The following is a 26,368-nucleotide window of genomic DNA, read 5'->3' on the forward strand; positions in this document are numbered from 1 at the left end:
TAAGATGCACGCCATATAGGCCGTAGAATGCGCAAATGCCAGTCCGACGGGCTGAACACTGCGTTCGGCGATTAAGGAAAATCAGCCGTAAACGCTATAGAAAAACTGCGCCGCAACGAAGACCAGAAACAGTCCGAAGGCGCGCTCCAGCTGCTTCTTGCTGAGCGCATGCGCCAGCCGCGCGCCATAGGGCGCGACCACGAGCGTAATGGGGATCAAGAGCACCACGGCGATCCAGTTGATGAAGCCGGTGGAAAACGGCGGCAGGCCCGCATCACCCCAGCCGGCCCAGATGTAACCCAGCAGCCCCGGCAGCGAAATCAGCACGCCGACGCCGGAAGACGTGGCGACTGCCTGATGAATGGTGCGTCCGTAGAGCGTCATGAAGGTGTTGTTCATCACCCCGCCGCCCACGCCCATCAGGCCCGAAAAAAGCCCGATGCCGGTGCCCACCAGAAAACGGCCCGGGTTCTGCGGCAGGTCGGAACCGAGATGCCAGCTTGCCCGGTTGAAGATCATCCGGAAGGCAAGCGCCAGCGCGATGAAGGCGAAGATCAGCCGCAGCGCAACGCTCGAGGCATGGGCCGCAACCACGGATGCGAGGATGGTGCCGAGCGGCACGGCGACGATCCAGCCCTTCAACAGATCGATATCGACCGCGCCTTTCTGACGATGCGTCAGGAACGAACGGATGGAGGTGGGCACGATAATGGCAAGCGAGGTGCCGAGCGAAAGATGCATGCGCACCGCCTCCGGCACATCCAGCAGCCCGAAGACCTGGTAAAAGACGGGCACCAGCACCGCGCCGCCGCCAATGCCGAACAGCCCCGCCAGAAGACCGGCGACCACACCCGCTGCCGCAAGCGCCGCAGCAAAGACCATCAGCTCTGAAACAGGGGGCATAAAGGCAGGCTCCCGAAGGCCGTTGTCACAAACATGTGACCCTCATAGCGTATCAGAAGAGCGCGGCAAGCCATGTTGGCCGCAGGTCAGTACGGCGCGATATCTTTTGCCGCACATCCGCGCCGGATGGACCACTCCATGGGATCGTTTCCCATTGCATGCCCTTGCAAAGACGCCGATATCCCCCCGATAAGGCTGTCTTCTTCAACCGGCCTTCGGGCCGGTCTTTTTTTGTGGGAATGTGACAGAAGAGTTGGAATTCCGACAAGTGAATCCGCACTTCCGTCATTCCGGCCTTGAGCCGGAATCCAGCCAGCTCAAGTCCTTGAGCTGAAAGGAGTCTTCCCGTCGCGCTGACGCGCGTCGGCTGGATTCCGGCTCAAGGCCGGAATGACGGAAGTTGCAAACGTGACGCATTACAGCGAGCGTCTAAAATGCCGCCCGACTATCGCCCTGCCCAATCACGCCGTTCGCGTCTCAATCCCCCTAGTCACAATGCCTGTAACCTGACTTGCGGGTGCGCAGGTCGAAGTGAAAATGGTTCCAGTGATTGGGATCGCTGCCCGGCCCGAGAACGGTGGAGAAATATTTGCAGCTGTCGGACCTCACCGCCTTCAGCAACGCCTTTTCGCGGAAGGCGAAGAAGCTTTTCTTGCGCACGTCGATTTCCTTGCCGTTCTTCAGCGTGATGGTGCCGATATCGATGGCGTTGCCGCGCGCATGTTCGGACCACGGATTGCTGGAGCGTGAATTCATCTTGCGACACGAATAACCGCCCATCGGCGTGATGCGCCCGACACCGGAGAGATAACGGAAGCGCGAGGATGGCACGAGCTCGAACTTCACCCATTTGGCGAAGGCAAGCGTGACCTGGCAATTGAGCTTCACCGCCGGCCGGATGGCGACGCCGCTGGCAAGACCGCTGAGCTCGATCGGATAATCGATACCGCAGGTCGGACCGTCGGCAATGCGCGCGACATCCCGGAAAGCGACGCCGAGGCGGCGCAACTCGGAACGGCAGGCAACTTCGGAAGATGGCATGACACCGGGCGCCATCGAGCGGTTGCTTTGCAGCCCGCCACCAGCCATCGGATCGTTCGGCATCACCATCGCCACTTCCTCCACCGGCTGACGACGGGAGGAGGAGCCGAGCGGCGGCGGCGGGATGAGCCGCGATTGGCTGGCCCGTTGCGGCTGGCGGGCCGGAGGAACGGCCACGGGATTGTCCGTGCCGATACCATCCACCACCGGCTGCGCCGACGCGCCTTCGGCAATATCCGCATCCTGTTCTTCGGCAAGTCCGCGGACCGGCTCCACGCCCAGCATGGAATCCATGTTCACGCCGCCTTCGCCTTCGGCGATCTGGTTGCTGGTCATCTGCTGCGCGGGCATGGTCTGCCCCTGCATCGTCTGGCCCTGCATTGTCTGACCCTGCATTGTCTGCGCCGGCATATTGCCATGGCCGCTGGCCGCCATGCGCGCCTGGTGCTGGGAATCGAGCGTTGAATAACCCTGCCCACCCTGCGGCGATTGCAGCAGGGGATCCTGCGAGGCGTAAGGCTCCGGCATCGGCTGTGAAACGGCTGCCGGATAATCGGCGCCCTGCCCGGCCTGCTCGGCCTGATACACCGCACCCGCCGGCGCGCTGTAACCCTGCTGCCGCGATGAGCGGATGGCGCTGACGCGTGTGGTGCCATCCACCTCCGCCGGTGGCACGAGGCCCTCCGCCGAACACGACACCATGACCGTGGAAATCATCAGCAACGTCACAAGACGACGCGGAAGGGAAACATACGCCATACGAGAACCTGTACCTTCAGCGGCCGCTATTCGCGGCAATACAGGATAAATTTTAAAGAAATGAGGTAAACGAAACCTTATTGGTTGCGGGAAATAACGAATGATGTGTTTGGCGCAGTCCCATCCACACAAGACCGCGACAATCGCGCCGGATGACGGAGCGGTCGGATAAAGTCCTGTCCATAACAAAGGGCGCGGCCAAAGCCGCGCCCTTTAACTTCCTGAAACACCTGAAATCAAGCGGCCCGCGAAACCTCGCGCCCGGCGCCATGTCCAAGCTCGAAACGCGACAGCAGCGAGCGCAGCTGGCGGCTTTCCTCGGCGAGCGTCTGGCTGGCCGCCGTCGTTTCTTCCACCATGGCGGCGTTCTGCTGTGTCATCTGGTCCATGTGGTTGACGGAGGTGTTGATCTCCTGCAGGCCGGTCGCCTGCTCGCGCGCCGCCGTGGCGATGGAGTTCACATGGCCATCGACACGATTGACCAGCGCCACGATCTCTTCCAGCGCATCGCCCGTCGAGCGCACCAGTGCGACGCCGCCGCCAACCTCTTCCGCCGAACGGTTGATGAGGGTCTTGATTTCCTTGGCCGCATTGGCGGAACGTTGCGCCAGTTCGCGAACCTCCTGCGCCACGACGGCAAAACCACGCCCGGCCTCGCCCGCACGCGCTGCTTCCACACCGGCATTCAGCGCCAGAAGATTGGTCTGGAAGGCGATTTCGTCGATGACCGAGATGATCTGGCCGATGCGCTTGGAAGACTCCTCGATACGCCCCATGGCGTCGACAGCATTGCGCACGATCTCGCCCGAGCGGCCGGCGCTGGTTTTCGTGTCCTGCACCATCTGTCGGGCCTCGTTGGCACGCTCGGAAGCCGTGCGCACCGTGGCGGTGATCTCGTCCAGAGCAGCCGCCGTCTCTTCCAGCGCCGCTGCCTGCTGTTCGGTGCGGCGGGAAAGATTACCGGTCGCACCGCTGATATCGGAGGCGCTGTCATTGACCACATGGCCCGTTCTGGCAATCGCCTCGATCGCGCCGTGCAATGCGCCGACGGCACGGTTGAAGTCCATGCGGAGCTTTTCATAATCCGCGCCGATATCCGCAAGCGAAACGGTCAGGTCGCCATTGGCAAGCGCTTCGAGCGCATTGCCCAGTCGCTCCATGGCATGGGCCTGCCGCTCGGAAGCGGAGCGCAGAACCATCTCGTTACCGTGCCGCTCCTGCTCCAGTGCCCGCTGCTGATCCGCCTCGCGGGCCTGCAGCGCGCTGCGCTCATTGACGCTGTCGCGCAGCACCAGCAGCGTCTTGGCAATCGCGCCGATTTCATTGCGACGGTCGGCGAAGCTGATTTCGGCCTCGCCGTCACCGTCGGCAATCCGCCGCATGCTCTGGCGGATAAGATCGATCGGCCGCGTCACGCTGCGCACGACGGCTGCAGCCACGCCGACAACCAGAAGACCCGCAGCGATGCAAAGACCGCCGTTAAAATAGACGTCGCGCCAGAATACCGCTTCAAGATCGTCAACATAAACACCGGTGCCGACGATCCAGCCCCAGGGGGTGAAACCGGCGACATGGGAAAATTTCTCGACCGGCTCCGGCGCGCCGGGCTTCGGCCAGTAATAATCGACAAAGCCCTTGCCACCCGCCTTGACCGTATTCACGAACTCCACGAACAGCGCCTTGCCATTCGGGTCCTTGTTGGCGGTAAGGTCAGTGCCGTTCATTTCAGGTTTGATCGGATGCATCACCATTTTGGGATGCATATCGTTGATCCAGAAATAGCCGCTGCCATTGCCGTAGCGCATTGCCGCAATGGTCGTCTTGGCCTGCTGTTGCGCCGCCTCCCGCGTCAGGCTTCCGCCCTGCTCCAGCCGGTAATATTGATCGAGAATGGCAACAGCGGTTTCGTTCATTGCCGCAAGCCCGGCTTTCCGTTCGCGCTCCATCTCGTGGTAGCTTTCAAACAGGCTGAATGTCAGCGCCGCGGCCAGTATTGCCAGAAACAATGCGACGAGCGCATAAAGGCGCGTAGATATTGTTACGTTTTTCATGTTCCCCCTCAACGTCGCTGATGCACTTCGACCAGCCGATGTTAAAGGCAAAAAATTTATTATTATTAAATACACATATTATACGTTGGTATTGTTCTCATATGCTCATACTCCTTGGCGCCATCATGCCAGACAGGCACAGCAAGCGTGAATTTTCAAACCGGCCAGCGGCATTTAAAGACACCGTTAACCGTGCGGCCCCTATCCTCTTTGACCGAAATTACTTTACAGGGAGGGCGCGATGGCCCGGCCGAATTTTCGCTATACGCATTATGACCTGAAGGAATTGCGGGCAGGAACTACCCTTGAAATATCCCTGTCAGCCGTCAACAATGTGCGGCTGATGACGGGCGCGAATTTCCAGCGTTTCACCGAACTGCTCGATTTCAAATATCTCGGCGGCGTTGCGAAAAAATCGCCGATCCGCATCGCCATTCCCGAGACATTGCACTGGCATCTGGTGATCGATGCCGAAGGCCATAGCGGCCTGGCGGAATCCTCGGTCAAGATGCTGCCCGCACAGCCGCAGGCGGCACAGCATCGCAAGGCATCCTGATCTTCCTTAAAAAACAGCGAGTTGTCGCGGTTTCACGACTCTTTTTGCCAGCGGCCTGAATCTTTTTCTTAAGATCGACCGCGATACGGTTTCGGCGCAGGCGCGTAAAATGCTAGCGCGATCCACGCTCGCGACGCAGCTTCGCCCACCAGTCCAGACGCTTGCGGATTTCCCGTTCGAAACCCCGATCTGGCGGATCGTAAAAGGTCGTGCGCCCCATTTTTTCCGGGAAATAGTCCTGTCCGGAAAAGGCATCCGGCTCGTCATGGTCGTAGCGGTAACCGTCGCCATAACCCTCGCCCTTCATGAGCTTGGTCGGCGCGTTCAGAATATGTTTCGGCGGCACCAGCGAGCCGTTTTCCTTGGCCGCCCGCATCGCCGACTTGAAGGCGGTATAAACGGCGTTCGATTTCGGCGCGGTGGCGAGATAGACGCAGGCCTGCGCCAGCGCCAGCTCACCCTCGGGTGAACCGAGATAATCATAGGCATCTTTGGCGGCATTGCAGACGGCGAGCGCCTGCGGATCGGCAAGGCCGATATCCTCCACCGCCATGCGCACCAGCCGACGGCCGATATAGAGCGGATCTTCGCCGGCATCGAACATGCGGGCAAGATAATAAAGCGCGGCATCCGGGTCCGAACCGCGCACGGATTTATGCAACGCGGAAATGAGATTGTAATGGCCGTCCTGGCTCTTGTCGTAGACGGGCGCGCGGCGCTGCACGATGCGCGTCAGCCCTTCGGTATCGAAGGTCTCGTCCTTGCGTGCCGCCCGCCACACCTCTTCGGCAAGCGTCAGCACAGCGCGGCCATCGCCATCGGCCATGCGGATCAGACTGGCCCGTGCCTCTTCCGTCAGCGGCAGCGACTTGCCCTCCGCCTCCTCGGCGCGCTTCAGAAGCTCGCTCAGGCTCTCCTCGTCATGCGAGCGGAATGTCAACACACGCGCCCGCGACAACAGAGCGGCATTGAGTTCGAAAGACGGGTTTTCGGTGGTGGCGCCCACCAGAATGATGGTGCCGTCTTCCATGACCGGCAGGAAGCTATCCTGCTGGGCGCGGTTGAAGCGATGAATCTCGTCGACGAAAAGCAGCGTCTGCCGGCCATTCATCCGCCGTGTGCGCGCCGCTTCGAAAACCTTCTTGAGATCGGCGACCCCGGAAAAGATCGCCGAGATCTGCTCGAAAGCCAAACCCGCCTCGCCGGAAAGCAGACGGGCAACCGTGGTCTTGCCGGTGCCGGGCGGTCCCCAGAAAATCATCGACCCCAGTGAGCCGCTGTCGATCATGCGGCGCAGCACGCCCTCCTCGCCCGTCAGATGCGGCTGCCCGCTCACCTCCGCCAGCGTCTTCGGACGCAGACGATCGGCGAGAGGCCGCCGGTTGGCGACCTCCACGGGCACTTGCGGGGCGAAGAGGTCGTCGTTCATCGCAGGAACTGCCGGATGCGCTGTCCGTCACGCAGGATTTCCACGCGCCAGAAGCCGGGATTGTCATCCAGCGCCTTCTCAACCGCAGCGGTGGTGCCGATATCCGCGCCGTTCAGCGACAGGATCACATCTTTCGGCTGGAAACCGACACGATAGGCCGGCGAGCCACGCTTCACATCGGCAATGACAACGCCGGTCACCTGCGAGGGCATGCGCAGTTCATCGGCAAGCTTTGGCGAAAGATTGGCGACAGTCGCGCCGGCGAAGGGATTGCGGCCCTCGATCAGCCGTTCATCGCGCGGTGCGGTTTCCGGCGCGGTATCGAGCGCGATGGTCACCTTTTTCTCTTTCCCCTTGTCCATCACCGTCAGTTCGGCGGATTTGCCGATGCCGGCGGTCGTCAGGCGATAACCCAGCGCATCCGGATGTTCCACCTCGAGGCCATTGACGGCGGTGACGACCTGCCCCGGCTCGATACCCGCCTTCTCCGCCGGACCGTCCTTGATGACACTGACAACCAGCGCACCGCGGGCGCGATGCAGGCCAAGCGCCTCGGCGACATCCGATGTCACCGGATCGAAGGTCGCACCGATATAGGGTCGCTCGAAGCTCGCATCGCCACGCTCGGCGGCAGCGACGAAAACCCTGACCAGATTGGCGGGAATGGCAAAACCGATACCGTTCGAGCCGCCGCCCTTGGAGAAGATGGCCGTATTGATGCCGATCAGCTCGCCCGCCATGTTCATCAATGCGCCGCCGGAATTGCCGGGATTGATGGAAGCGTCGGTCTGGATGAAGAAGCCGAAATCGCCCTGCGTGACCTGGTTGCGTGCCAGACCCGAGACGATGCCGCTCGTCACCGTCTGGCCGACACCGAAGGGGTTGCCGATGGCCAGCACCAGATCACCCACTTCAATCGCATCGGAATTGCCGAGCGACAGCACGGGAAACTGCTCCTTCGCATCGATCTGCAGAATGGCGAGATCGACCCGGTCATCCTTCAGCAGCACCTTGGAGGAAAATTCACGCCCATCCGCCAGTGCCACCTTGATGTCATCGGCACCGTCGATGACGTGATTGTTGGTCACCACGAGGCCGCCGGCGGTCACGATCACGCCGGAGCCGAGCGACGACTGCTTTTCCGTGCGGTTCGGCATCTGCTGGCCGAAGAACTGTTCGAAGAAAGGATCACCGGCAAAGGGCGACAGACGCCGCTGCACGACGCGTTCGGCATAGACATTCACCACCGCGCCCGCGGTGCGCTTGACCAGCGGCGCGAAGGAAAGCTGCATTTCCGTGTGGCTCGACGGCACGGTCCTGTTATCCTGCGCCACAGCACCCACGGGCAGGAGAATGAGTGCGGCGAGAAAGCCGGTGGACAGATACTTCAACACGCTTCGCATGTGATTCCTCATCGTCATCAGTATGATGGAGTTATAACGCCAAAGCCTGTAAAGCAAAGAGCGGCAAGATGATGGCCGTCCTTTTCCAGGCATGGATCGGTGGGCGACATTGGAACCAACAGCGCCCCTTTTCGGTTTCACCGGCACCTGACTTTCCTTAAAAAGAGACGACCCATGCATCTGAAACCGATCCTCCTTGCCTGCGGCATCCTCCTCTCCCCCTCTTTCGCTTCGCTGGCCAGCGCGGCGAGCTTCGATTGCGCAAAGACCGATCTGGCCGCGGATGAAAAGGCGATCTGCGACAACCGCACGCTGAACGATCAGGATGTGAAGATGGCCACCACCTTCGACATCCTCACCCAGCTGATGGCCATGGGCGCACGCGACACGCTGCGCGACGAGCAGAGCCAGTGGCTGAAGAAGCGCCAGGAATGCGCAGCGGACGTTGCCTGCCTTACCAGTGCTTACGAGGAACGGATGAAACGTCTCGGAGAGGCGTTCCAGAGCATCAACCGGCCGCTCTGACCTCCTCACACCGCCCGGATGATGTTTTCCATAAGGCCATGTAACTGGTCACGATAACCGGTTCGGGCGGAAGGTGCGTCCTCGCGAGAGGTCATCACAACCGATAGCCGTCTGGCGGGTACGATATAGAGCATCTGGCCGCCATAACCCCAGGCATAATAGACCGTCTCGCCTGCCATCTCCTTGATGAACCAGCAATAGCCATAGCCGTCGCCGTTGAAGACGGAATTGGTACGTTGCCGCCACGATTGCTCGACCCAGCCCTGAGAAATCAACCGCTCACCGCCGGGTGTCACACCGCCCAGGCGATAAAGCTCGCCGAAGGCCAGCAAAGACCGCGCCGTCATCGCCATCTGGTTACCGCCGAGATAGATGCCCTGCGGATCGCGCTCCCAGCCGCCGATGGAAAATCCTTCGAGCGGACGGAACCAGTCGCGCGCAAGCGACAGCGTCGAACGGCCTGAAGCTTTTGTCAGGATCGCCGAGAGCAGATGGGTGGAGCCGGTGGAATAAAGCATGCCACCGCCCGGTTCTCCGGCAAAACCGGAACCCAGCGCCATCCGCACCCAGTTGCGGCTGGCGACCCAGCGGCCGTAATTGGGGCCGGACATGCGCTCCAGGCCGGATTGCATCGACAGCAGGTTGCCGACGGTGATCCGTTCCAGCCGGGGATCGGGATTTTGCGGAAAATCGCCGCGCAGAACGGTCGCGATCGGCTGGTCGGCGCCTTCGAGAATCTTGCGATCGATGGCCATGCCGACCAGAGCGGAAATGATCGATTTCGAGGCCGACTTGATATTGGTGGAGCCGTTCAAACCGGCGCCGTGATAGGCGCGGCTCGCGACCTCTTCGCCATCGATGCTGACAATGATCGCCTTGAGGCTGGAAAGCGCATCCGCCTCCCGCAGCAACGGATCGAAACGGATGCCATTGCCGGTGCTTTGCGCACGGGTGAGCGGGGCTAAAGGCAGGGAGGCGATAAGGGCAAGTGCGGTTCGTCTTTTCATGTCACTGAGCTAGGAAGCCATACGGCGATGAAAAGAGGAAACGCCGCCAATCACTCCAATGTGACCTGATTTCAAGCACCGGATTTCCACACCCCAATTCGATGGTCTCGCAAAATCCCTATGAAAACAGGGCGTTGGCCTGAATTCCGGAATCGAGATGCAAAGCGCTTGAATCAGTTTCTGATCTTGAGGACTATTCCCCTGCCGCAAATGCAAAGACAGGAAACGATGCCGCAACTGAAATCATCACGCCTTGTCCTGCGGCCTTTTAAAATGATGGACAAGCTGGCCTTTGTTGCGACCGGCCGTACAAATGCCTTTTGCAGGCCACGGCGGAAAATCGTGCCGCTTCGACCTTATCGGCTCGATAAAGAGTGATCGGCACAAAAAAGCCGCCGTTTATCAACGGCGACTTCTTATCATCTCGCAAATCCGGAACTTACTCCGGCAGAATCCGCACTGCGCCCTTGTCCGCGCTGGAAGCAAAGGCCGCATAGGCCTTCAGCGCCGTGGTGACATTGCGCTTGCGCGGCGCTTCCGGCTTCCAGCCCAGTTCTTCCTGCGCGGCGCGGCGCGAAGCCAGCTCCGCATCGGTGACCTTCAGGTTGATCGTACGGTTCGGAATGTCGATCTCGATCAGGTCGCCCTGGCGCACGAGGCCGATGGCGCCGCCCTGCGCCGCTTCCGGCGAGGCGTGACCGATGGAAAGGCCGGAGGTGCCGCCGGAGAAACGACCATCGGTAATCAGCGCACAGGCTTTGCCGAGGCCCTTGGATTTCAGGTAACTGGTCGGATAAAGCATTTCCTGCATGCCCGGCCCGCCCTTCGGCCCTTCGTAACGAATGACGACGACGTCGCCCGCCTTGACCTCGTTGCCGAGAATGCCCTTCACCGCCGCATCCTGACTTTCGTAAACCACTGCCGGACCGGTGAATTTCAGGATGGATTCATCGACGCCCGCCGTCTTCACGATGCAGCCGTCGAGCGCGATGTTGCCGTAAAGCACGGCCAGACCGCCATCCTTGGAGAAAGGCTTCTCGACCGAGCGGATGACGCCGTTTTCGCCGTCCGTATCCAGATCGTCCCAGCGCGAGGACTGGCTGAAGGCCACCTGCGTCGGCACGCCGCCGGGGGCGGCCTTGAAGAACTGGCGCACCGTCTCGCTGTTGGTGCGGGTGATGTCCCAGCGGTCGATGGCGTCGCCCAGCGTCGCCTCATGAACGGTATAGGTATCGCGATTGATGAGCCCGCCGCGTTCCAGCTCGCCGAGAATGCGCATGATGCCGCCAGCGCGATGAACGTCTTCCATGTGCACGTCCTGCTTGGCGGGCGCGACCTTGGAAAGGCAGGGAACCTTGCGGGAAAGACGGTCGATGTCTTCCATGCCGAAATCGACGCCGCCCTCATGCGCCGCCGCCAGAATATGCAGCACCGTGTTGGTGGAGCCGCCCATGGCGATATCCAGCGACATCGCGTTTTCAAACGCCGCCTTGTTGGCGATGGTGCGCGGCAGGACGGTTTCGTCCTCCTGCTCATAATAACGGCGCGCCAGATCGACGATCAGGTGACCGGCTTCGACGAACAGCCGCTTGCGATCGGAATGGGTGGCGAGCGTCGAACCATTGCCGGGCAGCGACAGACCCAGCGCCTCGGTCAGACAGTTCATGGAATTGGCCGTGAACATGCCGGAACAGGAACCGCAGGTCGGGCAGGCAGAGCGTTCGATGACCTTCACATCCTCATCGGAAATCTTGTCGTCTGCAGCCGCAACCATGGCGTCGACCAGATCGAGCGCAACCGTCTTACCGTGCAGGACGACCTTGCCGGCCTCCATCGGACCGCCGGAAACGAAGACCGCGGGGATGTTGAGGCGCATCGCCGCATTCAGCATGCCGGGGGTGATCTTGTCGCAGTTGGAAATGCACACCATCGCATCGGCGCAATGGGCATTGACCATATATTCCACCGAATCCGCGATGATCTCACGCGACGGCAGCGAATAGAGCATGCCGTCATGGCCCATGGCGATACCGTCATCGACGGCGATGGTGTTGAATTCCTTGGCCACACCGCCGGCCGCCTCGATTTCGCGGGCAACGAGCTGGCCAAGATCCTTCAGATGCACATGGCCCGGCACGAACTGCGTGAAGGAATTGACCACTGCGATGATCGGCTTGCCGAAATCGCTGTCCTTCATGCCGGTGGCGCGCCAAAGGCCGCGCGCGCCCGCCATGTTGCGGCCGTGGGTTGTCGTTCTGGAGCGATAGGCTGGCATGGTGTTTTCCTCAATCTCTTGGGCGAAGACGCGTCTTCCGTAGCGCGGTCAAAACGGCCTCTGCCCTATTTTGCGGTTTTTCTAGCGCAAACCGCAAGCCCTGTCACTGTCACCTTGAGGCAAAACAGTACGGTTCGGTACGGTACGCTTTCTCTTCATCGTGCTATCGGGCCGCGCCTTCATCACAAATGCGCGATTTCCGCCGCCCCACCGTTGTTTTTCCGCAGAGCGCTGAAACATATCTGTGCAGCGGCCGTATTGGCTATCATAATCGATTTATCGCCGATGTACCCGGCTTTTGTGGAGGTTCCAATGCCCGCCTATCGTCCGCCCCTCATCTCGGCAAATGAAATCACGCCGAAGAATATCTACCTGTCCAGACGTGGCTTCCTCGGCACGGCGGCGGGGCTGGCGGCAATCGGGCTGGCCGGGCGCGAGGCTGTTGCCGCGCCGCTTTCCGCAAAACCCGGCGCTTACAAGCTGGATGAGAAGCTCACCCCGCTCGATGCTGTCACCAGCTATAATAATTTCTACGAATTCGGCGTCGGAAAATCCGACCCGAAGGAGAATTCCGGCAAGTTCAAGCCTACCCCCTGGACGGTGAAGGTGGATGGCCTCGTCTCCAAACCGCAGGAATTCGGCATCGAAGACCTGATGAAATACCCTCTCGAAGAGCGCACCTATCGCATGCGCTGTGTCGAGGGCTGGTCGATGGTCATTCCGTGGATTGGTTTCCCGCTCGCAGCCCTTCTCGACAAGGTGGAGCCGCTCGGCAGCGCGAAATATGTCGCTTTCGAAACCGTGGTGCGGCCGGACGAAATGCCGGGGCAAAGCGGCCTCTTTCAGCCTCTCTCCTGGCCCTATGTCGAGGGGCTTCGCCTCGACGAAGCACGCCATCCGCTCACCATTCTCGCCGTCGGCCTTTATGGAGAGACCCTGCCCAACCAGAACGGTGCACCGATCCGCCTCGTCGTTCCATGGAAATACGGTTTCAAGGGCATTAAATCCATCGTCCGCATTTCGCTGGTCGAGAAACAGCCGGAAACGACGTGGAAAAACTCCAACGCCCGCGAATATGGCTTCTATTCCAACGTCAACCCGAATGTGGATCATCCGCGCTGGAGCCAGGCGACGGAACAGCGCATCGGCGAAGGCGGTTTCTTTGGCACCCAGAACCGCCCTACCCTGATGTTCAACGGTTATGACGAGGTGGCGAGCCTCTATGCCGGCATGGACCTGAAAGCGAATTATTGACCATGGCCTTCGCCCTGCCTCTTCCCTCGCTGCCGAAGCGTTACCAGCCGGCAGCAATCTGGTCGCTTTATGCGATCGGCCTCTGTCCGGGCCTCTGGTATTTCTATCTCGCGGCAACCGGCGGCCTCGGCTTCAATCCGGTCAAGGATTTCGAACACCTGCTCGGCATCTGGGCGCTGCGCTTCCTCTGCCTGGGGCTTCTGGTGACGCCGCTACGCGATCTCTTCAACATCAACCTCATCGCCTATCGCCGCGCGCTGGGGCTGATCGCCTTTTATTACGTGCTGGCGCATTTCACCGTCTATCTGGTGCTGGACCGCGGCCTGATCCTCGGCTCCATCGCCGGCGATATACTGAAGCGCCCCTATATCATGCTCGGCATGGCCGGCCTTCTCATGCTCATTCCTCTGGCGCTCACCTCCAACCGCTGGTCGATCCGCAAACTCGGCAGCCGCTGGAACACGCTGCACAAACTCGTCTATCTCGTGCTCATCGTCGGCGTGCTGCATTTCGTGCTGGCGCGAAAGTCGATCACGCTGGAGCCGGTGTTTTATATCAGCACGATGGTGGTGCTGCTGGGGTATCGGCTGGTGCGGCCCTCGATCATGCAACACAAACGGGGAAGACGCGCCAACAGGAGTCCTCTACAACATCAGTCCAAATCATGAAGCCAAATGATCGAAATCGAACCGCTTCCCACCGACCTGACATTTTCGCCGGCGCTCAAGCTGCGCTTTCCGAGATATTCCACGCCGCGGCCGACGGCGTGGCTTTCGCTCCCGCTCGAATTGCGCAAGCCTTAGGCGACAAGCATCAGCGCGCCCTCTCTCAGCTGGGCGAACTCATTGAGAGCGGCGAGATTACAGAAGAAGACCTGCAAGTGCTTTGGCAAGCGCATCACGCTTCTGACCGATTTTATTTGACCGCGCCCATTGCCGATCTTCTTCTCCAGATCAGCCGGTGTTTGCCAGACCGCTAACCCTGAACAGATAAATTAACGCGAAAAAGCCGGGCGATCTCTCGCCCGGCTTTTTTTTACTCACGACGCCTGAACGGCGTCAAACCTTATGCAGCTTCGGCAGCAGCAGCTTCAGCGGCAACGCGAGCCTTGTCGGCTGCGCCCTTGGCGTCAACGTCGCGCTCGACGAATTCGATGACGGCGAGAGCGGCATTGTCGCCCTGGCGGAAGCCGGCCTTCATGATACGCAGGTAGCCGCCATTGCGGTTTGCGTAGCGGGCTGCGATCGCGTCGAACAGCTTGCGAACGGCGTCCTGATCCTTGATCTGCGAGATCGCCTGACGACGAGCGTGCAGGTCGCCGCGCTTGCCGAGAGTGACGAGCTTCTCAACGATCGGGCGAATTTCCTTCGCCTTCGGAAGCGTGGTTACGATCTGCTCATGGGTGATGAGCGAAGCAGCCATGTTGGCAAACATTGCCTTGCGGTGGCTGGCGGTTCTATTGAGCTTGCGGCCTGAATTACCGTGGCGCATTGCTATTCTCCTTCTTCGCAGGTTCCTTCTCTAAGGCCTGCCGTTTCCTGGCACATGCAGGTGACTTACCTGCTGTTTGACGGGGAAAGGCAGTCTTTAAAGGGTCTGCCTTTTTGATTGTTAGTACTGGTCTTCGTAACGCTTTGCGAGATCTTCGATGTTCTCAGGCGGCCATGCCGGCACTTCCATGCCGAGGTGCAGACCCATGGAAGCGAGAACTTCCTTGATTTCGTTCAGCGACTTGCGACCGAAGTTCGGCGTGCGAAGCATTTCGGCTTCGGTCTTCTGGATCAGGTCGCCGATATAAACGATGTTGTCGTTCTTCAGGCAGTTTGCCGAACGAACGGACAGCTCGAGCTCGTCGACCTTCTTGAGAAGCGCCGGGTTGAACGCGAGTTCGGTAACCGATTCTTCTTCTGCTTCCTTCTGCGGCTCGTCGAAGTTGACGAAGACGCCGAGCTGGTCCTGAAGAATGCGAGCGGCAAAGGCAACGGCGTCTTCGCCGGAAACCGAACCGTTGGTCTCGATCGTCATGATCAGCTTGTCATAGTCGAGAACCTGGCCTTCACGGGTGTTTTCCACCTTGTAGGACACTTTCTTGACCGGAGAATAGAGGCTGTCCACCGGAATGAGGCCGATCGGGGCATCTTCCGCGCGGTTGCGCTCAGCCGGTACGTAACCCTTGCCGTTGTTGACGGTGAATTCCATGCGGATTTCAGCGCCATCATCAAGCGTGCAGATCACGTGGTCGGGGTTCAGGATCTCGATATCGCCAACCGTCTGGATGTCACCAGCGGTTACGGCGCCCGGACCCTGCTTGCGCACGACCATGCGCTTGGAATCATCGCCGTCCATCTTGATGGCGATTTCCTTGATGTTGAGCACGATATCCGTCACATCTTCCCGAACGCCGGGGATGGAGGAGAATTCGTGCAGGACACCGTCGATCTGCACGGCCGTCACAGCGGCGCCACGCAGAGAAGACAACAGAACGCGACGCAGCGCGTTGCCGAGGGTAAGACCGAAACCACGCTCCAGCGGCTCGGCAACCAGCGTTGCCTTGGTGCGGCTGGACGAGGTGAACTCGACCTTGTTCGGCTTGATAAGTTCCTGCCAGTTCTTCTGAATCATCTTTAAACCTTCCGTTCGCCGCCACCATCCAATCGTGACGGACCGAGCATGAAAACACCGAGAGGAACCTAATTCAGCGGTTCATCGGTGGGTTCTTGAGCGCAAGTCCGTCGATCGAAATCGACGCGCACACGCCAGATACACGAAAATTCCGCCAGACCTGAGGTAAGGCGGAATTTCCGAACCACGGTCGCGTCAGACGCGGCGCTTCTTGCGCGGACGGCAACCGTTGTGCGGGATCGGCGTCACGTCGCGAATGGAAGTGATCATGAAACCGGCAGCCTGCAGGGCGCGAAGTGCCGATTCACGACCGGAACCCGGACCGCAAACTTCAACTTCAAGCGACTTCATGCCGTGTTCCTGAGCCTTCTTCGCGCAATCTTCAGCAGCGATCTGGGCAGCGAACGGAGTCGACTTGCGCGAACCCTTGAAGCCCTTGGCACCAGCGGACGACCAGGCAATAGCATTGCCCTGTGCGTCGGTGATGGTGATCATCGTGTTGTTGAAGGTCGAGTTGACGTGCGCAACGCCCGACGTGATGTTCTTACGTTCGCGACGGCGAATACGTGCGGCTTCCTTGGCCATTTTATACCTTTCATTGATCTCTTCACCGCCGTAACACCAGCGGCTACACCGGCGATCAACCCCATCGGGGCTTCACGCCAAACTCAGAAAGGCTGGCGCGGACTGCACCAGCCTCCCCCTTCCGGAGAACCGGAAAATTACTTCTTCTTACCAGCGATAGCCTTCGCCGGACCCTTGCGGGTGCGGGCGTTGGTGTGCGTGCGCTGACCGCGGACCGGAAGGCCACGACGGTGACGCAGGCCGCGGTAGCAACCGAGGTCCATCAGACGCTTGATGTTCATCGAGGTCTCGCGACGCAGGTCGCCTTCGACCTGGTAGTCGCGGTCGATGGCTTCGCGGATCTGAAGAACTTCAGCATCCGTCAGCTGATGAACGCGCTTTTCAGCCGGAAGACCGACCTTGTCCATGATTTCCTGCGCGAATTTCGGACCGATCCCGTGAATGTAGGTCAGCGCAATAACAACGCGCTTCGCGGTCGGGATGTTGACGCCAGCGATACGTGCCACGTCTCTTCTCCTTGGTTCCAGTTGCCATCCGGCAAGTGGTGATTCCATTCGAGCGGCCGACAAGACCGCCAGTTCAAATTGGTGTCCGTGACAAGTCAAAACGACCGAACCCGGATCTCCCTTCCCTAAGGGAAATCCGCGCCAGTCGCTTGGGATGTCGCGAGTTGGCGCGGTGTTTAACGGAATCAGCGCAAAAAAGCAACCGGCTCCGCCAAGATTCTTTTACGATCCAAAGGATCAGCCGCCATGCGCAAGCGAGATATGGGCAAGAGCGCAACAGCCTCGCCCATCCGCTCCGTCAATCAGGCGGAGGCTTTCTCGAGAACGCGCTCGATAGCCTCGGTGACGGCATCGACGTCAGCCATGCCATCCAGCGTCACGAGCTCGCCCTGTTCGCTGTAATAGGCGGACAGCGGCGCGGTCTTTTCGCGATATTCCGTCAGGCGCTTGCGGAACGCTTCCGGATTGTCGTCCGAGCGAACCGTACCGCCGGCGGCAATGGTTTCAGCGACGCGGTTTTCGATTCGGCGAATCAGCGCCTCTTCGTCCACCTTGAGTTCGATGACGGCATCGAGGACCAGATTCTTCTTGCGCATGTTGTCAGCAAGCGCCTTGGCCTGCGGAACGGTGCGCGGATAGCCGTCGAGAATAAAGCCCTTGGCACAGTCCGGTGCTTCGATGCGTTCGGAAACGATCTGATTGACGATATCGTCGGAAACAAGCCCGCCGGCGTCCATGACGGCCTTGGCGCGTTTGCCGATTTCGGTGCCCGCGCTGACCGCAGCGCGAAGCATGTCACCGGTGGAAAGCTGCGGGATCCCGTACTTGTCCGTCAGCCGCTTGGCCTGGGTTCCCTTGCCCGCACCCGGCGGACCCAAAAATATCAGTCTCATCGTCCCCTCTTTCCTCCACGCAACTTCGACTTCTTGATCAGCCCTTCATACTGCTGCGCGATCAGGTGGCCCTGAATTTGCGCAACCGTGTCCAGAGTTACACTGACAACGATCAAAAGCGAAGTACCACCAAGGGCTAATGGAATGCCCGTGCGTGCGATAAGTGTCTCAGGAAGGATACAGACGAAGACCAGATAAATCGCGCCGACCACGGTGATGCGGGTCAGGACGTAATCGATGTACTCCGCGGTGCGCTCGCCCGGACGGATGCCCGGAATGAAGCCACCATGCTTCTTGAGGTTATCTGCGGTGTCCTTCGGATTGAAGACGATCGCCGTATAGAAAAACGCGAAGAACGCGATCAGCAGGCCGTAAAGCGCCATGAACAGCGGCTGTCCGTGCTGCAGCGACGCGATGATCGAGGTTGCCCAGCCCGGCAGGTTGGTGTTTCCGGCAAAACCCGCAGCCGTTGCCGGCAGCAGCAGCAGCGACGATGCGAAGATCGCGGGAATGACGCCGGCCGTGTTGAGCTTCAGCGGCAGATGCGAGGTATCGCCCTGGAACATGCGATTGCCGACCTGTCGCTTCGGATATTGGATCAACAGGCGGCGCTGCGCGCGCTCCACGAAGACGATGAGCGCGATGACGCCGATGGCGACCACAACGACCGTCAGGATGAGCGGGGTGGAAAGCGCACCGGTACGGCCGAGTTCCAGCGTCCCGGCCAGCGCCTTGGGCAGGCCTGCGGCGATGCCCGCGAAGATGATCAGCGAAATACCGTTGCCGATACCGCGCGAGGTGATCTGCTCGCCGAGCCACATCAGGAACATCGTGCCGCCGAGCAGTGTGATGACGGTGGAAATGCGGAAGAACCAGCCCGGATCGACCACGAGACCGTTGCCGCTTTCGAGGCCGACCGCAATGCCATAGGCCTGCAGCGTGCCGAGCAGCACCGTGCCGTAGCGCGTATACTGGTTGATGATCTTGCGGCCGGCTTCGCCTTCCTTCTTCAACGCTTCGAGCGAAGGCACGACCGAGGTCATGAGCTGCACGATGATCGAAGCGGAGATGTAAGGCATGATGCCGAGCGCGAAAATCGCCATGCGCTCGACGGCGCCACCCGCAAACATGTTGAAAAGACCGAGAATACCGTTGGCCTGGCCACGGAAGGCCTGCGCATAGGCTTCGGGGTTCAGGCCCGGAAGCGGAATGTGGGTGCCGAGACGGTAGACGAGAAGTGCGGCAAGAGTAAACCAGAGACGCTTTTTCAGATCCTCCGCCTTAGCGAAGGTCGAAAAATTCAGGTTCGAAGCCAGTTGTTCCGCTGCTGAAGCCATAAATTTCTCCGAATGACCCTTGCCAGCCAGCGCAACCGGCCGATGCGGAAAGGTCTAAAAGATACTGGTCAAAACCGGGCTTCGGACAAACGCGGCTCTGAGCCGCCATCATGCCTCACCCTGTTTTTTATGTCCTATCCCCTCCCCTACGGAAGTTCAAGAACTGTGAGGCTCTCCCTGCAGCACTTTCTGCCGCAAGCGGGGCCGTGGAAGCACACCGCGAAGAGATTGCCCTGATGCTCCATAAATCGATTTAGATCGAAAGCACCATAGGCCAGGGAGCGCAGACGCCCGGAGCGACGAGCCCCGGGCGTCTGAAGTCTATATATTACTCGGCGGCTTCTGCTGCAACTGCGAGAAGCTTGATCGAACCGCCGGCCTTTTCGATCTTTTCGATTGCGGGCTTGGAAGCACCGGCAACTTCGAAAGCGACCTTGGCCTTCAGCTCGCCGTCGGCGAGAATGCGTACGCCGTCCTTGGCGCGGCGGATAACGCCGGCAGCCTTGAGAGCAGCGGCATCGATCGTAGCGGAAGCGTCAAGCTTCTTGGCGTCGATGGCGGTCTGAATGCGGCCGAGCGATACGACAACATATTCGGAAGCGAAGATGTTGTTGAAACCGCGCTTCGGCAGACGACGGTAGATGGGCATCTGACCGCCTTCGAAGCCGTTGATGGCGACGCCCGAACGAGCCTTCTGGCCCTTCACACCGCGACCACCGGTCTTGCCCTTGCCGGAACCGATACCGCGACCTACGCGGATACGGTCCTTGGAGGCGCCTTCGTTGTCTCTGATTTCATTGAGTTTCATGATAGGTTACTCCGTCTCACTTCTCGTCAACGACGCGAACGAGATGCTGGACCGCACGGATCATGCCGCGAACCGCCGGAGTGTCTTCCAGGGTGCGCTGACGATGCATCTTGTTGAGACCCAGACCGACCAGCGTCTGACGCTGGATTGCCGGGCGGCGAATAGGGCTGCCGATCTGTTCGACCGTAACAGTCTTCTTGGCTTCAGTAGTTTTCTTGGCCATGATCCAGCTCCTTATTCTTCAGAAGCGTTGCCGGAAGCGGCACGACGAGCCTGAAGGGTCGCATACTTCAGACCGCGCTGTGCAGCGATGTCCTTCGGATGAACCTGATGCTTCAGAGCGTCGAACGTGGCGCGAACCATGTTGTACGGGTTCGAAGAACCGGTCGACTTTGCAACAACGTCATGAACGCCGAGCGTTTCGAAAACGGCGCGCATCGGACCACCGGCGATGATACCGGTACCGGCCTTGGCCGAACGCAGCAGAACCTTGCCTGCGCCGTGACGGCCATTGACGTCGTGGTGCAGCGTGCGGCCATCGCGCAGCGGAACGAAGATCAGATCGCGCTTTGCGCTTTCGGTTGCCTTGCGGATCGCTTCCGGAACTTCACGAGCCTTGCCGTGACCGAAGCCAACGCGGCCCTTCTGGTCGCCAACGACGACGAGAGCGGCGAAGCCGAAGCGACGGCCACCCTTAACAACCTTTGCAACGCGGTTGATCGCGACCAGCTTGTCGACGAATTCGCTATCGCGCTCTTCGCGGTTCTGACGCTCTTCGCGGGAACCTCTTTTATCCTGTGCCATTGTCCTTGTCCTTTTTCTTTTACGGGTGGAACGGCAAACGAAAAGACCAGCGGCCCCGATGAAGAGATCCGCATGGTCCGGTGAAATTCCGCCCGGATCGTTGTCCGGGCGGAAAAAATCAGAAGTTCAGGCCGCCTTCACGGGCAGCGTCTGCCAGGGCCTTGATGCGGCCGTGGTAGATGAACGCGCCACGGTCGAATACGACATCCTTGACGCCAGCCTTGACGCCACGCTCGGCAACCAGCTTGCCTACGACAGTTGCTGCTGCAACGTCGGCGCCGGTCTTGAGCGAGCCGCGCAGATCGGCTTCGAGCGTGGAAGCAGACGCAAGCGTCTTGCCAGCAACGTCATCGATGATCTGGGCGTAGATGTTCTTCGACGAGCGATGAACCGACAGGCGCGGGCGGCCGTTGGCAACCGCCTTGATCTGGCGGCGCACACGACTCGCGCGACGTGCAAGTGCTTCTTTCCTGCTAGCCATTTCGCGTGATCCTTACTTCTTCTTGCCTTCTTTGCGGACAATACGCTCTTCAGCGTACTTCACGCCCTTGCCCTTGTAGGGCTCGGGACCGCGGTATTCGCGGATTTCCGCGGCTACCTGGCCAACCTGCTGCTTGTTGATGCCGGAAACGATGATTTCCGTCGGCTTCGGAACGGCAATGGTGATGCCGACCGGCGGCTCGTAAACAACGTCGTGGGAAAAGCCGAGAGCCAGCTGCAGGTTCTTGCCCTGCATGGCGGCACGGTAACCGACGCCGTTGATTTCGAGCTTGCGCTCATAGCCGTCCTTAACACCCTTGAAGATGTTCTCGATCATCGTGCGGGACATGCCCCACTTCGAACGAGCTTCCTTGGTGCCGTTAGCCGGCGTTACGGAAACGCCGTTATCTTCGAGCTTCAGCTGAATGTCGTCGTTAGCGACGAAAAACAGTTCACCCTTCGGGCCCTTAGCAGTAACCTTCTGGCCGTCGACATTGGCCGTCACACCTGCTGGAACCGGAACGGGCTTTTTACCGATACGAGACATTATTCAATCCTGTCTGTTCGTTATGGAGATCCTTGCTCGGGTCTTAGAAGACCGAGCAAAGAACCTCGCCACCAACGTTCTGTTCGCGAGCCTGGTGATCGGCCATCACGCCCTTCGGGGTCGAAAGGATGGTGATGCCGAGGCCGTTCGCGACCTGCGGAATGGACTTTACCGAGACATAAACCCGGCGGCCCGGCTTCGAAACGCGGCCGATCTCACGGATCACGGACGCGCCTTCGTAGTACTTCAGCTCGATCGTGAATTCGGACTTGCCGTTTTCGAAATCGACCTTGGAATAACCGCGAATGTAGCCTTCAGCCTGCAGCACGTCGAGAACGCGTGCGCGGAGGCTGGAAGCCGGCGTGCTTACCGAAGACTTGCGGCGAGCAGCACCATTGCGGATGCGGGTGAGCATATCACCCAAAGGATCAGTCATGGTCATGTGCCCGTCTCCTTACCAGCTCGACTTGACAATGCCCGGCACCTTGCCGGAATTGCCCAGCTCACGAAGCGCGATACGCGACATCTTGAGCTTGCGATAGAACGCGCGCGGACGGCCCGTTACTTCGCAGCGGTTGCGGATACGCGTCTTCGAGCCGTCACGCGGCAGCGAAGCGAGCTTCAGAGTGGCCTTGAACCGGTCTTCGATCGGAAGGGACTGGTTCATAACGATCGCCTTGAGAGCAGCGCGCTTGGCGGCCTGCTGGGCGACCGACTTGCGGCGGCGCTTGTTCTTTTCAACTGCGCTTGTTTTCGCCATATCGGAGTTCCTTTTCTACGCTCGTCGTTACGGTTAGTGACGGAACGGGAAGTTGAACTCTGTAAGCAGAGCCCGAGCTTCGTCGTCCGACGTCGCCGTCGTGCAAACGATGATGTCCATGCCCCACATCTGATCAACCTTATCGTAGTTGATCTCAGGGAACACAATGTGTTCCTTGATGCCCATGGCGAAGTTGCCACGGCCGTCAAAGCTCTTCGGGTTCAGGCCCCGGAAGTCGCGAACGCGCGGCAGCGCGATGTTGACCAGACGATCAAGGAATTCGTACATGCGGGCGCCACGAAGGGTAACCTTCGCACCGATCGGCATGCCTTCGCGAACCTTGAAACCAGCGATCGAGTTGCGAGCGCGGGTAACGACCGGCTTCTGGCCGGCAATCGCAGCCAGGTCACCGGCAGCAATCGTGGGCTTCTTGGAGTCGGCAGTTGCTTCGCCAACACCCATGTTGATCACGATCTTTTCAAGCTTCGGGATCATCATGACGTTTGCGTAGGAGAACTTCTCCTGCATGGCGCCACGGATACGGGAAACGTATTCCGTCTTGAGACGCGGCTCGTACTTATCAGCCATCGATCACTTCTCCCGAACGCTTGGCCACGCGGACCTTCTTGCCATCCACAACAGAGAAGCCAACGCGGGTCGGCTTGCCATCCTTGTCGACGATGGCGATGTTGGAGATGTGCAAGGATGCTTCCTTGTTGATGATGCCGGCTTCCTGGGCCTGGGTCTGGCGCTGGTGACGCTTCACCATGTTAACGCCACGCACAACGGCCCGATCTTCCTTCGGCAAAACCTGGATTACTTCGCCGGTACGGCCCTTGTCCTTACCGGTCAATACGACAACCTTGTCGCCTTTACGAATCTTCTGCATCGCTTGTCGCTCCTTACAGTACTTCCGGAGCCAGCGAGATGATCTTCATGTGGTTCTTGGCGCGAAGTTCGCGCGGAACCGGTCCGAAGATACGGGTGCCGATGGGCTCTTTCTTGTTGTCGATAAGAACGGCTGCGTTGTTATCGAAACGGATGACGCTGCCGTCAGCGCGGCGGATGTCCTTGGCGGTGCGCACGACAACCGCCTTCATCACGTCGCCCTTCTTGACGCGGCCGCGCGGAATAGCTTCCTTGATGGAAACGACAATAATGTCGCCAACAGAAGCATATTTGCGCTTCGAGCCGCCCAGCACCTTGATGCACATGACACGACGTGCGCCGGAATTATCCGCAACGTCGAGGTTTGTTTGCATCTGAATCATGTCAGGTCGCCTTCTTGTTGTTACCGGAACGGTTGGGCAAACTCTCCCGAGCGAGCCCCCTGCCCCAGCTTATGAATATCTCTTTTTTTGCGCGGAAATGTCGTGACAGGGTGGTTTCCCGAAGGACCTTCCGTGCGCATCAAAGCAAAAGACGCTCGGGTCACGAGCGTCCTTGCGCTGCTTCATACAGGAATTCGCGCCAAGTGCAAGACACAAGGCGCGATTCTGATGAAATTAAGCCTGGGCGGAAACGACCGTCCAGCGCTTGTCCTTGGAGATCGGTGCGCATTCCTCGATGGAAACGACATCGCCGACCTTATACTGATTGTTTTCGTCGTGTGCCTTGTACTTCTTCGAACGACGAACGGTCTTCTGAAGCAGCGGGTGAGCGAATCGACGCTCAACGCGAACTACGACAGTCTTCTCGTTCTTGTCGGACACAACGACGCCCTGCAGAATGCGTTTCGGCATATTATTCTTCCTTAGGCCTTGGCTTCTGCCGCCTTCTGGCGGGCAATGGTTTTAACGCGGGCGATATCCTTGCGGACTTCGTTGATGCGCGAGGACTTCTCCAGCTGACCAGTTGCCTTCTGGAAGCGCAGGTTGAACTGCTCCTTCTTCAGATCGGCGAGCTTGTCCTTGAGCTGGTCGGCGCTGAGGCCGCGAACTTCATCGGCTTTCATGTGCCTTGCTCCTTACTCTGCGATGCGCTGTACGAAGCGCGTCTTGACCGAGAGCTTGGCAGCGCCGAGACGAAGCGCCTCACGGGCGATCTCCTCGGACACACCGTCGATCTCGAACATCATACGACCGGGCTTGACCTTGCATGCCCAGTAATCGACCGAACCCTTGCCCTTACCCATACGAACTTCGGTCGGCTTGGCCGTGACCGGAACGTCGGGGAATACGCGGATCCACACGCGACCTGCGCGCTTCATGTAACGCGTGATCGCGCGGCGGGCCGCTTCGATCTCGCGTGCATTCACGCGGTTCGGTTCCTGCGACTTCAAGCCGAATTCACCGAATGCCAGGTCAAAGCCGCCCTTGGCGACGCCCTTGATGCGTCCCTTGAACTGCTTACGGTACTTAGTACGCTTTGGCTGCAACATTTTCTTACTTCTCCGAGCTTATCTTTCGCCAGCGTCAATCAAGCGTTTTCGCGACGACGATCGCCACGATCGCCACGCTCACGGCTTGCAGGGCCCTGTGCGTCGCCTTCGAGACCGCGACGCTCAGAAGCCATCGGATCGTGCTCAAGGATTTCGCCCTTGAAGATCCAGACCTTGATGCCGCAAATGCCGAATGCGGTTTCAGCTTCAGCCGTGCCGTAGTCGATGTCCGCACGCAGCGTGTGCAGCGGAACGCGACCTTCGCGGTACCATTCGGTACGAGCGATTTCAGCACCGCCAAGACGGCCGCCGCAGGTGATCTTGATGCCTTCGGCGCCAAGACGCATTGCGGACTGAACAGCACGCTTCATCGCACGGCGGAAAGCCACGCGGCGCTCGAGCTGCTGAGCGATCGACTGGGCAACCAGCGTCGCGTCGATTTCCGGCTTGCGCACTTCAACGATGTTGAGGTGCGTTTCGGAGTTGGTCATCTCGGAAAGCTTCTTGCGAAGCTTCTCGATGTCCGCACCCTTCTTGCCGATGATCAGACCCGGACGAGCCGAGTGGATCGTGACGCGGCACTTCTTGTGCGGACGCTCGATGACGACCTTGGCGATACCGGCCTGCTTAAGTTCCTTGATCAGGTAAGCCCGGATCTTCAGGTCTTCATGCAGCAGCTTGCCGTATTCTGCGGTGTCAGCGTACCAGCGGCTATCCCAGGTACGGTTGATGCCGAGGCGGAAGCCGATCGGATTGATTTTCTGACCCATTATGCGGCCTCCCCTTTTTCCTCAACTTCACGAACAACGATCGTGAGGTGAGCGAACGGCTTTTCGATGCGGGAAGCACGACCACGGCCACGAGCGTGGAAACGCTTCATGGTGATGGACTTGCCAACATAGGCCTCGGCGACGACGAGAGCGTCGACGTCGAGGTCGTGGTTGTTTTCCGCATTGGCAATTGCAGATTCGAGCGTCTTCTTGACGGTGCCTGCAATGCGCTTGCGGGAGAATTCGAGCTCGGCGAGAGCGCGATCAACCTTCTTGCCACGGATAAGAGCGGCAACCAGGTTCAGTTTCTGGGGGCTGACGCGGAGCGTACGGGCAACGGCCTGAGCCTCGTTGTCCTTCAGCCGGCGTTCGGTCTTAGCCTTCGCCATGATTACTTCCTCTTTGCCTTCTTGTCCGCGCCGTGACCGTAATAGGTACGGGTCGGAGAGAATTCACCGAACTTGTGTCCGACCATGTCTTCGTTGACGGAGACGGGCACATGCTTGCTGCCGTTGTAGACGCCGAAGGTCAGACCAACGAACTGCGGCAGGATCGTGGAGCGACGGCTCCAGATCTTGATTACTTCGTTACGTCCGCTCTCGCGCACCTTCTCAGCCTTGGTGAGAAGATAGCCGTCAACAAACGGACCTTTCCATACTGAACGAGCCATTAG

General features: G+C 59.5%; 35 protein-coding genes. 6 read left to right on the forward strand and 29 right to left on the reverse strand.

Annotated elements, in window-relative coordinates; translation table 11 throughout:
• Nucleotides 1–81: 81 nt before the first annotated feature.
• The 3 genes from ACIK7D_RS08735 to ACIK7D_RS08745 all read right to left on the reverse strand — a co-directional run bounded on the left by ACIK7D_RS08735 (nucleotide 82) and on the right by ACIK7D_RS08745 (nucleotide 4,754).
• Nucleotides 82–903 (reverse strand): sulfite exporter TauE/SafE family protein, encoded by an 822-nt coding sequence (locus ACIK7D_RS08735; protein ID WP_035261319.1) that lies wholly within the window; start codon nucleotides 901–903, stop codon nucleotides 82–84.
• A gap of 486 nt (nucleotides 904–1,389) precedes the next feature.
• Complete coding sequence (locus tag ACIK7D_RS08740) at nucleotides 1,390–2,703, reverse strand: extensin family protein (protein ID WP_400156101.1); 1,314 nt, start codon at nucleotides 2,701–2,703, stop codon at nucleotides 1,390–1,392.
• A 236-nt stretch (nucleotides 2,704–2,939) separates the two neighbouring features.
• Entirely contained in the window at nucleotides 2,940–4,754 is a 1,815-nt protein-coding gene (locus ACIK7D_RS08745) for a methyl-accepting chemotaxis protein (protein ID WP_400156102.1), read from the reverse strand.
• 241 nt (nucleotides 4,755–4,995) lie between these two features.
• Between ACIK7D_RS08745 and ACIK7D_RS08750 the strand changes: the two genes are divergently transcribed.
• A complete protein-coding gene (locus ACIK7D_RS08750) occupies nucleotides 4,996–5,310 on the forward strand; it encodes a DUF1883 domain-containing protein (protein ID WP_127758023.1) in 315 nt (104 codons plus the stop codon).
• 112 nt (nucleotides 5,311–5,422) lie between these two features.
• Here the strand turns inward: ACIK7D_RS08750 and ACIK7D_RS08755 are convergent, their stop codons facing one another.
• Both ACIK7D_RS08755 and ACIK7D_RS08760 read right to left on the reverse strand, forming a co-directional pair.
• Nucleotides 5,423–6,739: a replication-associated recombination protein A gene (locus tag ACIK7D_RS08755; protein ID WP_400156103.1), complete on the reverse strand. Its 1,317-nt coding sequence runs from the start codon at nucleotides 6,737–6,739 to the stop codon at nucleotides 5,423–5,425.
• Entirely contained in the window at nucleotides 6,736–8,142 is a 1,407-nt protein-coding gene (locus ACIK7D_RS08760; protein WP_400156104.1) for a DegQ family serine endoprotease, read from the reverse strand. Before ACIK7D_RS08760 ends, ACIK7D_RS08755 begins: the two co-directional genes overlap by 4 nt.
• A gap of 174 nt (nucleotides 8,143–8,316) precedes the next feature.
• On the opposite strand from ACIK7D_RS08760, the gene ACIK7D_RS08765 reads away from it, so the two are divergent.
• Nucleotides 8,317–8,667, forward strand: a complete 351-nt coding sequence (locus ACIK7D_RS08765; protein ID WP_080816653.1) for a lysozyme inhibitor LprI family protein — start codon at nucleotides 8,317–8,319, stop codon at nucleotides 8,665–8,667.
• A gap of 5 nt (nucleotides 8,668–8,672) precedes the next feature.
• Here ACIK7D_RS08765 and ACIK7D_RS08770 read toward each other — a convergent pair whose 3' ends face one another.
• Nucleotides 8,673–9,674, reverse strand: coding sequence for a serine hydrolase domain-containing protein (locus ACIK7D_RS08770; protein ID WP_400156105.1), 1,002 nt, complete (start codon nucleotides 9,672–9,674; stop codon nucleotides 8,673–8,675).
• A 120-nt stretch (nucleotides 9,675–9,794) separates the two neighbouring features.
• Between ACIK7D_RS08770 and ACIK7D_RS08775 the strand changes: the two genes are divergently transcribed.
• A complete protein-coding gene (locus ACIK7D_RS08775; protein ID WP_400156106.1) occupies nucleotides 9,795–10,052 on the forward strand; it encodes a hypothetical protein in 258 nt (85 codons plus the stop codon).
• Between the two features lie 61 nt (nucleotides 10,053–10,113).
• Here ACIK7D_RS08775 and ilvD read toward each other — a convergent pair whose 3' ends face one another.
• The gene (ilvD, locus tag ACIK7D_RS08780; RefSeq protein ID WP_137453031.1) at nucleotides 10,114–11,949 is read right to left on the reverse strand and encodes a dihydroxy-acid dehydratase; all 1,836 of its coding nucleotides are present in this window, start codon (nucleotides 11,947–11,949) and stop codon (nucleotides 10,114–10,116) included.
• 312 nt (nucleotides 11,950–12,261) lie between these two features.
• Between ilvD and msrP the strand changes: the two genes are divergently transcribed.
• From msrP to ACIK7D_RS08795, 3 genes are read left to right on the forward strand one after another with little or no spacing between them, the layout of a single operon-like run.
• Nucleotides 12,262–13,203, forward strand: coding sequence for a protein-methionine-sulfoxide reductase catalytic subunit MsrP (gene msrP / locus ACIK7D_RS08785; RefSeq protein WP_137453030.1), 942 nt, complete (start codon nucleotides 12,262–12,264; stop codon nucleotides 13,201–13,203).
• Nucleotides 13,204–13,205: 2 nt separating this feature from the next.
• Complete coding sequence (gene msrQ / locus ACIK7D_RS08790) at nucleotides 13,206–13,871, forward strand: protein-methionine-sulfoxide reductase heme-binding subunit MsrQ (RefSeq protein WP_400156107.1); 666 nt, start codon at nucleotides 13,206–13,208, stop codon at nucleotides 13,869–13,871.
• Nucleotides 13,868–14,182 (forward strand): hypothetical protein, encoded by a 315-nt coding sequence (locus ACIK7D_RS08795; RefSeq protein ID WP_149740924.1) that lies wholly within the window; start codon nucleotides 13,868–13,870, stop codon nucleotides 14,180–14,182. The genes msrQ and ACIK7D_RS08795 overlap by 4 nt, the downstream gene beginning before the upstream one ends.
• An 86-nt stretch (nucleotides 14,183–14,268) precedes the next feature.
• Here ACIK7D_RS08795 and rplQ read toward each other — a convergent pair whose 3' ends face one another.
• From rplQ to rpsS, 22 genes are all read right to left on the reverse strand, one after another.
• Entirely contained in the window at nucleotides 14,269–14,694 is a 426-nt protein-coding gene (gene rplQ, locus ACIK7D_RS08800; RefSeq protein ID WP_003521014.1) for a 50S ribosomal protein L17, read from the reverse strand.
• Nucleotides 14,695–14,814: 120 nt separating this feature from the next.
• Nucleotides 14,815–15,825 (reverse strand): DNA-directed RNA polymerase subunit alpha, encoded by a 1,011-nt coding sequence (locus ACIK7D_RS08805; RefSeq protein WP_003495228.1) that lies wholly within the window; start codon nucleotides 15,823–15,825, stop codon nucleotides 14,815–14,817.
• A 195-nt stretch (nucleotides 15,826–16,020) separates the two neighbouring features.
• Entirely contained in the window at nucleotides 16,021–16,410 is a 390-nt protein-coding gene (gene rpsK, locus ACIK7D_RS08810) for a 30S ribosomal protein S11 (RefSeq protein ID WP_003521013.1), read from the reverse strand.
• Between the two features lie 137 nt (nucleotides 16,411–16,547).
• A complete protein-coding gene (gene rpsM, locus ACIK7D_RS08815; protein WP_035263425.1) occupies nucleotides 16,548–16,916 on the reverse strand; it encodes a 30S ribosomal protein S13 in 369 nt (122 codons plus the stop codon).
• A 302-nt stretch (nucleotides 16,917–17,218) separates the two neighbouring features.
• The gene (locus ACIK7D_RS08820; RefSeq protein WP_003507790.1) at nucleotides 17,219–17,809 is read right to left on the reverse strand and encodes an adenylate kinase; all 591 of its coding nucleotides are present in this window, start codon (nucleotides 17,807–17,809) and stop codon (nucleotides 17,219–17,221) included.
• Nucleotides 17,806–19,146 carry a preprotein translocase subunit SecY gene (secY, locus tag ACIK7D_RS08825; RefSeq protein ID WP_003521010.1) on the reverse strand — a complete coding sequence of 447 codons (1,341 nt, stop codon included), beginning with the start codon at nucleotides 19,144–19,146 and terminating at the stop codon, nucleotides 17,806–17,808. Before secY ends, ACIK7D_RS08820 begins: the two co-directional genes overlap by 4 nt.
• Nucleotides 19,147–19,474: 328 nt before the next feature.
• Nucleotides 19,475–19,954 (reverse strand): 50S ribosomal protein L15, encoded by a 480-nt coding sequence (rplO, locus tag ACIK7D_RS08830; RefSeq protein WP_003521009.1) that lies wholly within the window; start codon nucleotides 19,952–19,954, stop codon nucleotides 19,475–19,477.
• 16 nt (nucleotides 19,955–19,970) lie between these two features.
• Entirely contained in the window at nucleotides 19,971–20,177 is a 207-nt protein-coding gene (rpmD, locus tag ACIK7D_RS08835; protein ID WP_003495212.1) for a 50S ribosomal protein L30, read from the reverse strand.
• Nucleotides 20,178–20,188: 11 nt separating this feature from the next.
• Complete coding sequence (gene rpsE, locus ACIK7D_RS08840; RefSeq protein ID WP_004442585.1) at nucleotides 20,189–20,758, reverse strand: 30S ribosomal protein S5; 570 nt, start codon at nucleotides 20,756–20,758, stop codon at nucleotides 20,189–20,191.
• A 118-nt stretch (nucleotides 20,759–20,876) separates the two neighbouring features.
• Entirely contained in the window at nucleotides 20,877–21,239 is a 363-nt protein-coding gene (gene rplR / locus ACIK7D_RS08845) for a 50S ribosomal protein L18 (RefSeq protein WP_003521008.1), read from the reverse strand.
• Nucleotides 21,240–21,251: 12 nt separating this feature from the next.
• Nucleotides 21,252–21,785, reverse strand: coding sequence for a 50S ribosomal protein L6 (gene rplF / locus ACIK7D_RS08850; RefSeq protein WP_003495204.1), 534 nt, complete (start codon nucleotides 21,783–21,785; stop codon nucleotides 21,252–21,254).
• A 43-nt stretch (nucleotides 21,786–21,828) separates the two neighbouring features.
• On the reverse strand, nucleotides 21,829–22,227 hold the full coding sequence (rpsH, locus tag ACIK7D_RS08855) for a 30S ribosomal protein S8 (protein WP_003521007.1): 399 nt from the start codon (nucleotides 22,225–22,227) through the stop codon (nucleotides 21,829–21,831).
• A gap of 12 nt (nucleotides 22,228–22,239) precedes the next feature.
• A complete protein-coding gene (rpsN, locus tag ACIK7D_RS08860) occupies nucleotides 22,240–22,545 on the reverse strand; it encodes a 30S ribosomal protein S14 (RefSeq protein ID WP_003507785.1) in 306 nt (101 codons plus the stop codon).
• Nucleotides 22,546–22,578: 33 nt separating this feature from the next.
• Nucleotides 22,579–23,133, reverse strand: a complete 555-nt coding sequence (gene rplE / locus ACIK7D_RS08865) for a 50S ribosomal protein L5 (RefSeq protein WP_003495201.1) — start codon at nucleotides 23,131–23,133, stop codon at nucleotides 22,579–22,581.
• Nucleotides 23,126–23,434 (reverse strand): 50S ribosomal protein L24, encoded by a 309-nt coding sequence (gene rplX / locus ACIK7D_RS08870; protein ID WP_003521006.1) that lies wholly within the window; start codon nucleotides 23,432–23,434, stop codon nucleotides 23,126–23,128. The genes rplE and rplX overlap by 8 nt, the downstream gene beginning before the upstream one ends.
• 13 nt (nucleotides 23,435–23,447) lie before the next feature.
• Nucleotides 23,448–23,816, reverse strand: a complete 369-nt coding sequence (gene rplN, locus ACIK7D_RS08875; RefSeq protein WP_003495199.1) for a 50S ribosomal protein L14 — start codon at nucleotides 23,814–23,816, stop codon at nucleotides 23,448–23,450.
• Between the two features lie 234 nt (nucleotides 23,817–24,050).
• On the reverse strand, nucleotides 24,051–24,287 hold the full coding sequence (gene rpsQ / locus ACIK7D_RS08880) for a 30S ribosomal protein S17 (protein WP_003495195.1): 237 nt from the start codon (nucleotides 24,285–24,287) through the stop codon (nucleotides 24,051–24,053).
• An 11-nt stretch (nucleotides 24,288–24,298) separates the two neighbouring features.
• Entirely contained in the window at nucleotides 24,299–24,499 is a 201-nt protein-coding gene (gene rpmC, locus ACIK7D_RS08885) for a 50S ribosomal protein L29 (protein WP_003495193.1), read from the reverse strand.
• Between the two features lie 12 nt (nucleotides 24,500–24,511).
• Entirely contained in the window at nucleotides 24,512–24,925 is a 414-nt protein-coding gene (rplP, locus tag ACIK7D_RS08890) for a 50S ribosomal protein L16 (RefSeq protein ID WP_003495190.1), read from the reverse strand.
• A 38-nt stretch (nucleotides 24,926–24,963) separates the two neighbouring features.
• Nucleotides 24,964–25,695 (reverse strand): 30S ribosomal protein S3, encoded by a 732-nt coding sequence (gene rpsC / locus ACIK7D_RS08895; RefSeq protein WP_004442600.1) that lies wholly within the window; start codon nucleotides 25,693–25,695, stop codon nucleotides 24,964–24,966.
• On the reverse strand, nucleotides 25,695–26,084 hold the full coding sequence (gene rplV, locus ACIK7D_RS08900; protein WP_003521005.1) for a 50S ribosomal protein L22: 390 nt from the start codon (nucleotides 26,082–26,084) through the stop codon (nucleotides 25,695–25,697). The genes rpsC and rplV overlap by 1 nt, the downstream gene beginning before the upstream one ends.
• 2 nt (nucleotides 26,085–26,086) lie before the next feature.
• A complete protein-coding gene (gene rpsS / locus ACIK7D_RS08905; protein ID WP_003507772.1) occupies nucleotides 26,087–26,365 on the reverse strand; it encodes a 30S ribosomal protein S19 in 279 nt (92 codons plus the stop codon).
• Nucleotides 26,366–26,368: the final 3 nt, after the last annotated feature.

This window comes from Agrobacterium sp. P15N1-A (assembly GCF_044626815.1).
GTDB lineage: Bacteria > Pseudomonadota > Alphaproteobacteria > Rhizobiales > Rhizobiaceae > Agrobacterium > Agrobacterium leguminum.